Source organism: Mesorhizobium sp. M0701, assembly GCF_040320365.1.
GTDB lineage: Bacteria > Pseudomonadota > Alphaproteobacteria > Rhizobiales > Rhizobiaceae > Mesorhizobium.
The window spans coordinates 66,676-76,108 of sequence record NZ_JAMYPO010000034.1; the positions used below are offsets into that span (position 1 = coordinate 66,676).

At 64.3% G+C, this 9,433-nt stretch carries 10 protein-coding genes; 4 read left to right on the forward strand and 6 right to left on the reverse strand.

All coding sequences use genetic code 11. The annotated features are described in order from the left end of the window. Positions 1-8 precede the first annotated feature (8 nt). On the forward strand, positions 9-335 hold the full coding sequence (locus NKI24_RS26065) for a hypothetical protein (RefSeq protein WP_352749518.1): 327 nt from the start codon (positions 9-11) through the stop codon (positions 333-335). Positions 336-350: 15 nt separating this feature from the next. Here the strand turns inward: NKI24_RS26065 and NKI24_RS26070 are convergent, their stop codons facing one another. The 4 genes from NKI24_RS26070 to aztA form a co-directional block, all read right to left on the reverse strand. Further along, positions 351-689 (reverse strand): protein tyrosine phosphatase family protein, encoded by a 339-nt coding sequence (locus NKI24_RS26070; protein WP_352452259.1) that lies wholly within the window; start codon positions 687-689, stop codon positions 351-353. Between the two features lie 122 nt (positions 690-811). Next, positions 812-1,753 (reverse strand): zinc ABC transporter substrate-binding protein AztC, encoded by a 942-nt coding sequence (gene aztC / locus NKI24_RS26075; RefSeq protein WP_352452258.1) that lies wholly within the window; start codon positions 1,751-1,753, stop codon positions 812-814. Positions 1,754-1,775: 22 nt separating this feature from the next. Next, complete coding sequence (aztB, locus tag NKI24_RS26080) at positions 1,776-2,651, reverse strand: zinc ABC transporter permease AztB (protein WP_352452315.1); 876 nt, start codon at positions 2,649-2,651, stop codon at positions 1,776-1,778. Beyond that, on the reverse strand, positions 2,651-3,463 hold the full coding sequence (gene aztA / locus NKI24_RS26085; RefSeq protein WP_352452257.1) for a zinc ABC transporter ATP-binding protein AztA: 813 nt from the start codon (positions 3,461-3,463) through the stop codon (positions 2,651-2,653). Before aztA ends, aztB begins: the two co-directional genes overlap by 1 nt. A 211-nt stretch (positions 3,464-3,674) precedes the next feature. Between aztA and NKI24_RS26090 the strand changes: the two genes are divergently transcribed. Then, positions 3,675-4,019: a RidA family protein gene (locus NKI24_RS26090; protein ID WP_352452256.1), complete on the forward strand. Its 345-nt coding sequence runs from the start codon at positions 3,675-3,677 to the stop codon at positions 4,017-4,019. 170 nt (positions 4,020-4,189) lie between these two features. Here NKI24_RS26090 and hutC read toward each other — a convergent pair whose 3' ends face one another. Beyond that, positions 4,190-4,951, reverse strand: a complete 762-nt coding sequence (gene hutC / locus NKI24_RS26095) for a histidine utilization transcriptional repressor HutC (RefSeq protein ID WP_352449230.1) — start codon at positions 4,949-4,951, stop codon at positions 4,190-4,192. Beyond that, a complete protein-coding gene (locus tag NKI24_RS26100) occupies positions 4,948-6,300 on the reverse strand; it encodes a formimidoylglutamate deiminase (protein ID WP_352449231.1) in 1,353 nt (450 codons plus the stop codon). Before NKI24_RS26100 ends, hutC begins: the two co-directional genes overlap by 4 nt. 98 nt (positions 6,301-6,398) lie before the next feature. Between NKI24_RS26100 and hutI the strand changes: the two genes are divergently transcribed. Together hutI and hutH are read left to right on the forward strand one after the other, a co-directional pair. After that, complete coding sequence (hutI, locus tag NKI24_RS26105) at positions 6,399-7,634, forward strand: imidazolonepropionase (RefSeq protein ID WP_352449232.1); 1,236 nt, start codon at positions 6,399-6,401, stop codon at positions 7,632-7,634. Then, positions 7,631-9,166 carry a histidine ammonia-lyase gene (gene hutH / locus NKI24_RS26110; RefSeq protein WP_352449233.1) on the forward strand — a complete coding sequence of 512 codons (1,536 nt, stop codon included), beginning with the start codon at positions 7,631-7,633 and terminating at the stop codon, positions 9,164-9,166. Before hutI ends, hutH begins: the two co-directional genes overlap by 4 nt. Positions 9,167-9,433 lie beyond the last annotated feature (267 nt).

The following is a 9,433-nucleotide window of genomic DNA, read 5'->3' on the forward strand; positions in this document are numbered from 1 at the left end:
TGTAAATCATGTCGAACTTTCAGATCGCCGGCATCGTGCTGTTTCTAATGGGGATTGTGCCGTTCACGATTGGTAGTCTGATCCACGCCGCGCATGAACCGAAGGCTTGGGAGTTGCGCATCATCAATCCCTGGCCTTCGTGGCCGTATGGCTGGGTCGAACTCACTCATCCGAAGTCGCGCTGGTGGTGCGGTGTCGGCTTTCCGATTTGTCTCGTGGGCTTCGTCGTAATGTTGGTCGCTACGATTCCGCTCGTCGATCTTGCGCCATATGTCGCTTTGCTTGTCGCTTTCTTCTGGCTGCGGCGGGTCATAGCCAGACGGCGGCATCACTAATCATCGGAACGCCTCTCACCTCTTCGACTGCTTGATCAGCCCATAGAGATTGGTGCAGCGGGCGCCGGAGCGGCAATAGGCGAAGACCGGGCCTTCGAGTTCGTCAAGCGCCTCGGCCTGGTCCTCGACATTTTCGGCCGTGATCTGGCCGCTGACGACAGGGATGTAGCGGAAGGCGAGCCCGGCGCCCTCGACCGCCGCCTTGACGGTGTCGGCCGATGGCTGGCCGGGCTGCTCATCGTCCGGCCGGTTGCAGATCACGCTTTTGAAGCCGGCGGCCTTGATGGTCGCGACATCCTCGGGCTGGATCTGGCCCGAGACCGAATAGTCCTCGCTGATCTGACGGTATTCCATGGCGGTGTCCTCACAATCTGGCTAGCGGCAGTCTTGCCACTCCCGGACCCGGTCGGCAACCGCCATTAGATAGAAATCCGCCCGGGCAATTTCAGCCCGACCGGATGGAGTGACTAGACAGCTCAGCTTCCTAGGATCGCGCCTTTGATCTGGGCGATGTTGTTGTGCATCAGATCGATATAGGTCGCGGCCGGGCCGTCGGGCTGCGACAACGCATCGGAATAGAGCGTGCCGCCCACCTTGATGCCGGTCTCGCTGGCGATCTGCTCGATCAGCCGCGGGTTGGTGATGTTCTCGACGAAGATCGCCGCCGCCTTGTCCTGTTTCACCTGGCTGACCAGCTTGGCGACGTCGGCAGCGGAGGGCTCCGACTCGGTAGACACGCCTTCCGGGGCCAGGAACGTCAAGCCGTAGGCCTGCTCGAAATAGCCGAAGGCGTCATGCGAGGTGATGACGACGCGCTTCTCCTGCGGGATCGACTGGATCGCCGCCTGCACTTCGCCCTCGAGCGCCTCGAGCTTTTGCGTATAGGCGGCTGCATTGGCCTTGTAGCTGTCGCAACCCGCAGCGTCGGCCGTGCAAAAGGCGTCGGCGATGTTCTTCACATAGATCTCGGCATTGGTGATCGACTGGAAGGCATGCGGATCGGTGACCGTCTTGCCGCCGTCGGTTTCCGCGCCTTCGGCGACATCGGCCTCGGCGAATTCGGGTTTGAAATTGATCGGCGTGACCCCCTTGGTCAGCACGGCAATCGAAGCCTTGGTGGCGCTGGCGTCGACCAGGCGCTGCAGAAAACCTTCGAAATGCAGGCCGTTGACCAGCACGATGTCGGCCTTGGCCATCGCCACCGCATCGGCGGGGCTCGGCTCGTAGACGTGGGCGTCGCCGTCCGGCCCGACGATGGTGGTCAGATCGATGCGGTCGCCGCCGACATTTTTGGCGAAATCGGCGATTATCGTGAAGCTGGCGACCACCTTCAAAGGCTCAGCAAAGGCCGAAGATGCGCCAAAGGCGGTTAATGTTATAACGCTCACGGCCAAAGCGGCGCGGATCGAATTCAGCATGGACAGTTTCTCCTTGTTGGGATCAGGCAGTTCTGTGGCGGTGATGGACGATGCGGGCGCGCAGGATGCCGCGCGTGCCGAACAGGATCGAGGCGAAATAGACGACGCCGGCGGACAGGATGATGGCCGGGCCGGAAGGCAATGACGCATGGTAGGACAACAGCAGCCCGGCAATGCAGGAGGCAAAGCCGATTACTGTGGCCAGCACGCACATCGGCTCGACGCGCGAGGTCCAGAAGCGGGCCGCCGCTGCCGGCAGCATCATCAGCCCGACCGACAGCAAGGTGCCGAGCGCCTGGAAGCCGCCGACGAGGTTGAGCACGACGAGGCCGAGAAAGATGAAATGCACCGGGCTGCCCATCCGGCTGACCGAGCGCAGGAACAAAGGGTCGAGGCATTCGGCGACCAGCGCCCGCCAGAAGATGACGAGGCTGACCAGCGTCACCACGACGATGCCGCCGATCAGCGTCAGCGCCTCGTTGTTGAGCGCCAATACGGTGCCGAACAGCACATGCATGAGATCGACGCTGGAGCCGCGGATCGAAACCATGAGCACGCCGATGGCCAGCGAAATCAGATAGAAGGCCGCCATAGAGGCGTCCTCGCGCTGAATGGTGAAGCGCGAGACGGCGCCGGCGCCGAGCGCCACGATGATGCCGGCGATCAGTCCGCCGATGGTCATCGGCAGGATCTCCAGGCCATAGAACAGGAAGCCGGCGGCAGCACCCGGCAGGATGGCATGCGCCATGGCATCGCCGGACAGGCTCATGCGCCGCAGCATCAGGAACACGCCGACAGGGCAGGCGCCGAGCGACAGCATCATCGAACCGGCAAGCGCCCGCTGCATGAAGGCGTAGTCGGCGAAAGGAGCGACGAAAAGACCGTAAAGCACGTCCATCATGCCGCCCTCGGCCCGGAGCCGTGATGATGGTCGTGATCATGGCTGTGCTCGTGGCCACCGTGCTGGTGATCATGCTCGCCGGGCTCACACCACGGCGCGTTGTCTTCCCAGGCTTCGTGGAAGCGGCGCGCGCGCAACAGATTCTCCGGCTGCAGCGTCTCCCTGGTCTCGCCCCAGGCGATCGGCTGGCGCGCCAGGAGCAGTGTTTCGGGGAAATTCTGCCGCACCAGATCGAGATCGTGGACCACAACCATGATGGTGCGTTCCTCGCCGTGCCAGCGCTTGATCAGCGCGATCAGGTCGCCGACCGTCTTGCTGTCGACCGCGTTAAACGGCTCATCGAGCAGGATGAGCTCGGCATCCTGCAACAGCACGCGGGCAAACAGCGTGCGCTGCAGCTGGCCGCCCGACAACGTGTCGATCGGCCGCTTCTCGAAGCCGCCGAGGCCGACGGCCATCAGCGCCTTGCTGACAGAGTCGCGATCTTCCCTCGTATAACGGCCGAGCATGCCGCGCCGCGGCCACAGGCCAAACGAAACCAGGTCGACGACCCGGGCCGGAAAGGAGCGGTCGAGCTCCGATTGCTGCGGCAGATAGGCGGCGCGCACGCCGGGCGCCCGGATCACCGCGCCGGCCATCGGCTTCAGAACGCCGACGATGCCCTTCATCAGCGTCGATTTGCCGGAGCCGTTGGCGCCGACGACCGCCGTCAGCGATCCCTTGCGGATCGTACCATTGAGGTGGTGGACCGCAGGATGGCTATTGTAGCCCAGCGTCAGGTCGCGGAAGGTCAGGCAGGTTTGGCTCATGTGACGATCCATGGGGCGATGATCGGTGCTGCAGGGGCGGATTCGATATGTGATGTTATTACATTAGTCAACAAGCCAATCGGGCGGAATTGCGGCCGGGCCGTCTTGTTGTGTGCTTTGGCTTGGCTCAAGAAGTTCCGCTCGAGCGGCCTTGCCCCCGGCGAACCCGGCCCCTAAACAGGCGCACCGACAAGAGGAGAAGGAATATCCAATGAGCATTCGTCGTATCGATGTAGGCCCGCGCATGAGCCAGATCGTCATCCACGGCAACACCGTCTATCTGGCCGGTCAGGTCGGCAAGCCGGGCGGAAACGTCGGTGCCCAGACCAGGGACATTCTGGCGGCGATCGACGAATTGCTGGCCAAGGCCGGCACCGACAAAACCAAGATCCTGCAGGCGATCATCTGGCTGGCCGACATGAGCACCTTTGCCGAGATGAACGCGGAGTGGGACAGATGGGTACCGCAGGGCAACACGCCGGCCCGCGCCACCGGCGAAGCGAAACTTGCCGGACCGGAATATCTGGTCGAGATTATTATTACCGCGGCGATTTGAGAATGCGGCTCTTTACCCTCCCCCTCGAGGGGAGGGTCGGCGAGTAGTCGAAGCGAAGCGGAGACTGCGAGACGGGGTGGGGTCGGCGAGGTCGCACCGACCCCACCCCGCGTCACAAAATGCCGCCATGCGGCAATTTGCTCCGCGACCCTCCCCTCAAGGGGGAGGGTTTACCCCGTTGACGGCGTGAACCGCGCCACCAGCGTGTGGTTCTCTGCCGCATAGGTGAACCGGACGTGGGTGACGGGGTGCTCGGCGCTCCATGTCCGCCGCTCGATCACCAGGCACGGCGCACCGGTCTCGATGTCGAGCGCCGCCGCGATGTGCTTTTCGGCGGCAACGGCGCGAATGCGATGCTCGGCGGCACTCCACGGCACGCGCCCGATCAGCCACGGACCGGGCGCTGTGTCGAAAAACGCCTCTTCGGCGGCCTCCGGCACGGCAGCCAGGTTGATCAGCCGCTGCTCGTGGGCGAACGGCCTCTTGCCGGCGAAATGCCGGCATTCCAGCACCAGCACCGGCCCGGCGACGTCGAGTTCCAGCAGGGCGCGGTCGTCGGCGCTGCTGCGCCTTCTGTCTCGCGCCATGCGCTCATAGCGGTAGGGCAGGCCAAGTGCCTCGACCTCGATCCGGATGTCGTGGATTTCGAGAACGGCTGCCTGCGACTGCGGCCGGCGGACAAAACTGCCCGAACGACGCCGGCGCTCGATCAGCCCGGCCTTGGCCAGTTGCGACAGCGCCTTGTTCACTGTCATGCGCGAACAATTGTATTCGGCCGTCAGTTCATGCTCGAACGGAATGCGGTGGCCGGGCGCCCAGGCACCCGACAGGATCCGGTCGCTGATGTCCGACAGGATGCGCTGGTGCAGCGAAAGAACCTCGCCGCCGTCCGCGCTTCCAGAATCCGCGCTTATTGTCCCGATCATGCTCATGCCGAAAGCGCCGTTATCACCTTGCGGAAGCGCTCGGCGATGGCATCGCGCCTGGCGTGCATGCCGCCGCTGACCAGTTTCCTGCCATGCACCCAGACGCAATCGACCTTGGTGCCGTTGGCAAAAATCCAGGCATCAAGGATTGCATCGCCCGTCTTGCCGGCCAGCGATGGATGCTTGCCGTCGAGCGAGACGAAATCGGCCGAGGCACCTGCTGCGATCTGCGAGAGGCCGGCGCCCAGCGCGGCACTGCCGCCATCGAGCGCGGCATCGAACAAAGCACGGCCGGTCGAGCCGCCGGCCACCGCCAGCACGTTGCGGGCGCGGTGGGCGAGGCGCTGCGAATATTCGAGCTGCCGCAACTCGTCCGGCAGGCCGATCAGTACGTTTGAATCCGAGCCGATGCCGAAGCGGCCGCCATGCTGCATGAACAAGGACGCGGCAAAGGTGCCGTCGCCGAGATTGGCCTCGGTGATCGGGCAGAGACCGGCAACGGCGCCGCTTTTCGCCAAATCGGTCGTCTCGGTGTCAGTCATGTGGGTGGCGTGGATGAGACACCAGCGCCGGTCGACCTTGGCGTTGGCAAGCAGCCATTCGACCGGCCGCGCCCCGGACCAGGCAAGGCAGTCCTCGACCTCCTTCATCTGCTCGGCGATGTGGATGTGGATAGGCCCCTCCGGCGCCATCACCGTGATGTTTTCCAGTTCCTCCGGTGTCACCGCACGCAGGCTGTGCGGGGCGACGCCCACGACGCCTTGATTCAGCGCGCGAATGGATTCGCGGCATTTCTCAACAAGCCGCGAGAACTGGTTCACATCGTTGATGAACCGGCGCTGGCCTTCATTTGGCGCAGCGCCGCCGAAAGAGGAATGCGCGTAGAAGACGGGCAGCAAAGTCAGCCCGATGCCTGTCTCGGACGCTGCGGCAACGATGCGCTGCGCCATCTCGGCGATGTCAGTATAGGGCCGGCCGTCACGGTCGTGGTGGAGATAGTGAAACTCGCCGACGCGCGAGAACCCGGCCTCCAGCATCTCGACATAGAGCTGGGCCGCGACCGCCTCGACCTGGTCCGGCGTCATCGACAGCGCGAAACGGTACATCACCTCGCGCCAGCTCCAGAAACTGTCGGCGGAAGGGCCGCGCAATTCAGCAAGGCCGGCCATGCCGCGCTGGAAGGCATGGCTGTGCAGGTTCGGCATGCCGGACAAAAGGATGGCACGGCGCTCGTCGCCAGGCAGGAGCGAGGTATTCGCCTCGACCGTGGCGATCCTGCCGTCGGAGATGACGATCCGCACATTGCTGTGCCAGCCGTCGGGCAGAAGCGCCTGTTCCGCAAAGATTGCTGTCACGTTTTTCTCCAAATCCCGGTCTGCCGTGCGATGATAGCGCTTGCAGTGCCTTTTCATATGTATATACATAATCGTCACCTATTGAAACGGAAAAGATGATGGCTGCAGAGAGCAAAAGCCGGGCAGGGGAGGTTCGCCTCTGGCGCAATGCGCGCCTCGCGACCATGGCCGAAAGCAGCCCCGGGTCAGGCGTTGTCGAGCACGGTGCAATCGCCGTGCGCAACGGCCGGATCGTCTATGCTGGGCCGGAAGCCGACATGCCGGCAGCACTTAGCAAAGGCGCCGAGGCGATCGACTGCGAAGGCCGCTGGATCACGCCCGGCCTGATCGACTGCCACACTCATCTGGTCCACGCCGGTAACCGTGCCAATGAATTCGAGATGCGGCTGGCCGGCGCTAGCTATGAAGAGGTTGCCAAGGCCGGCGGCGGCATCGTTTCCTCGGTCAAGGCACTGCGCGCCGCCAGCGAGGACGAGCTGGTCGCCCAGTCGCTGCCGCGCCTCGATGCGCTGATCGCCGAAGGCGTCACCACCGTCGAGATCAAATCCGGCTACGGTCTCGACCTCGAAAACGAGCAGAAGTCACTGCGCGCCGCACGACGGCTGGGCGGTGAGCGGCCGGTGACGGTCAGGACCACTTTCCTCGGCGCTCATGCACTGCCGCCCGAAGCAAAAGGCGACAAGGACGCCTTTATCGATCTTGTCGCCAACGAGATTTTGCCGGCCGTCGCTGCCGAGGGCCTGGCCGATGCCGTCGACGGTTTTTGCGAAGGCATTGCCTTTTGGCCGGAGCAGATCGCCCGCGTGTTCGATGCCGCGAAGGCGGCGGGCCTGCCGGTCAAGCTCCATGCGGACCAGCTGTCCAATCTGCATGGCGCCGAACTTGCGGCGCGCTATGGTGCGCTATCGGCCGACCACCTCGAATACACCGACGAGGCGGGTGCGGCGGCGATGGCGAAGGCCGGAACCTTGGCGACCATCCTGCCCGGCGCCTACTACTTCATCCGCGAGACCAAAAAGCCGCCGATCGCCTTGTTTCGCCAGCATGGCGTCAGGATGGCCGTTGCCACCGACAACAATCCCGGCACGTCGCCGCTGACCTCGCTGCTGCTGACCATGAACATGGCCGCGACATTGTTTGGCCTGACCGTCGATGAATGCCTTGCCGGCGTTACCCGCGAGGCTGCCCGCGCGCTCGGGCTGCTTGGACAGACCGGCACGCTGGAGGCCGGAAAATCCGCCGATCTGGCGATCTGGAACGTCGAGCGCCCGGCCGAACTCGTCTACCGCATGGGCTTCAACCCGCTGCATGCCCGCATCTGGAGGGGACAATGACCGAACTCAAGCTAAGGCCGGGCAATGCCACGCTGGCCGATTGGCGCGCCATCTATCGCGGCGCCGCACTGAGGCTCGACCATGCCTGTCGGCCGAAGATCAAGGCCAGCGCCGAGGCCGTCGCCAGGATCGTTGCCAAGGGCGAGCCGGTCTATGGCATCAATACCGGCTTCGGCAAGCTGGCCAGCGTCCGCATCCCCGCCGCCGATCTGGAAACGTTGCAGCGAAATATCGTGCTGTCTCATGCCGCCGGCGTCGGCGAGCCGATGCCCGTCGCAATCTGCCGGCTGATGATGGCGCTGAAGCTGGCCAGCCTGGCACAGGGCGCCTCCGGCGTGCGGCCGCGGACGATCGAGCTGATCGAGGCGATGCTGGCCAACGACGTTATCCCCGTGGTGCCGGCGCAAGGCTCGGTCGGCGCTTCCGGCGACCTTGCGCCGCTGTCGCACATGACCGCCGTGATGATCGGCGTCGGCGAGTGCTTTACCCCGCATGGCCGCTTTCCTGCCAAGGTCGCCTTCGTTTCGCACGGCCTGGAGCCGGTGACACTGGGCGCCAAGGAAGGCCTGGCGCTGCTCAACGGTACCCAGTTTTCGACCGCCTATGCGCTTGCCGCTTTGTTCGAGGCGGAAGTGCTCTACCAGTCGGCACTGGTCGCCGGCGCGCTGTCGACCGATGCCGCCAAGGGCTCCGACGCTCCGTTCGATCCACGCATCCATCTGCTCAGGAAACATCGTGGCCAGATCGAGACGGCCGAGGCGTTGCGCAATTTGATGGCCGGCAGCGCCATCCGTGAATCGCACCGCGTCGGCGACGAGCGCGTGCAGGATCCGTATTGCCTGCGCTGCCAGCCGCAGGTGATGGGCGCAGCACTCGACGTGCTCCGCAAGGCCGCCGAGACGCTCGGCACCGAGGCCAACGGCGTCACCGACAATCCGCTGATCTTTGCCGAGGACGACTCCGCACTTTCGGGCGGCAATTTCCATGCCGAGCCGGTCGCCTTCGCCGCCGACATGATCGCACTCGCCGTCTGCGAGATCGGCTCGCTGTCGGAGCGGCGCATCGCCATGCTGGTCGACCCGGCGCTGTCGGGCATGCCGGCCTTTCTCACGCCCAAGCCGGGTCTGAATTCCGGTTTCATGATCCCTCAGGTCACGGCGGCAGCACTGGTTTCTGAAAACAAGCAAAAGGCCTATCCGGCCAGCGTCGATTCGATCCCGACCTCGGCCAACCAGGAAGACCACGTCTCGATGGCGGCGCATGGCGCGCGCCGCCTCATCGGCATGGTCGAGAATGCGACGGCCGTCATCGGCATCGAATTGCTGGCCGCCGCGCAAGGCTGCGATTTCCACGCACCGCTGGCCTCGAGCGCGGCACTGGAGGCGGTGCGCCGGCTGGTCAGGGCAGAGGTGCCCCATCTCGACAACGACCGGCACTTCCACCCCGACATGGAGAAGGCCATCGCCATGATACGCAGCGGCGCGGCGGTGAAGGCCGCGGGTGCGGTGAAACTGCCGGGCGTTGCGTCATGAGGCGGTGTACCGTGACAGGTCGCGTTCTGTCCTGCCGGACATCTCCCCCTCCAGGGGGGAGATTGGCTGTCGTCTCGGCTTTCGCCAATCTCCAGCGTTGCAGGACTGAGCGAGGCGCCGAAGCTGCCAATCTCCCCACTAGAGGGGGAGATGTCCGGCAGGACAGAGGGGGGCGCTGTCCCGCCGACCTCACCCCGGCAACACCGAAACTTTCAAATTCAGAAACAAAAAACCCGCCTCAAAGGCGGGTCGTCGGGCCGAATCAGC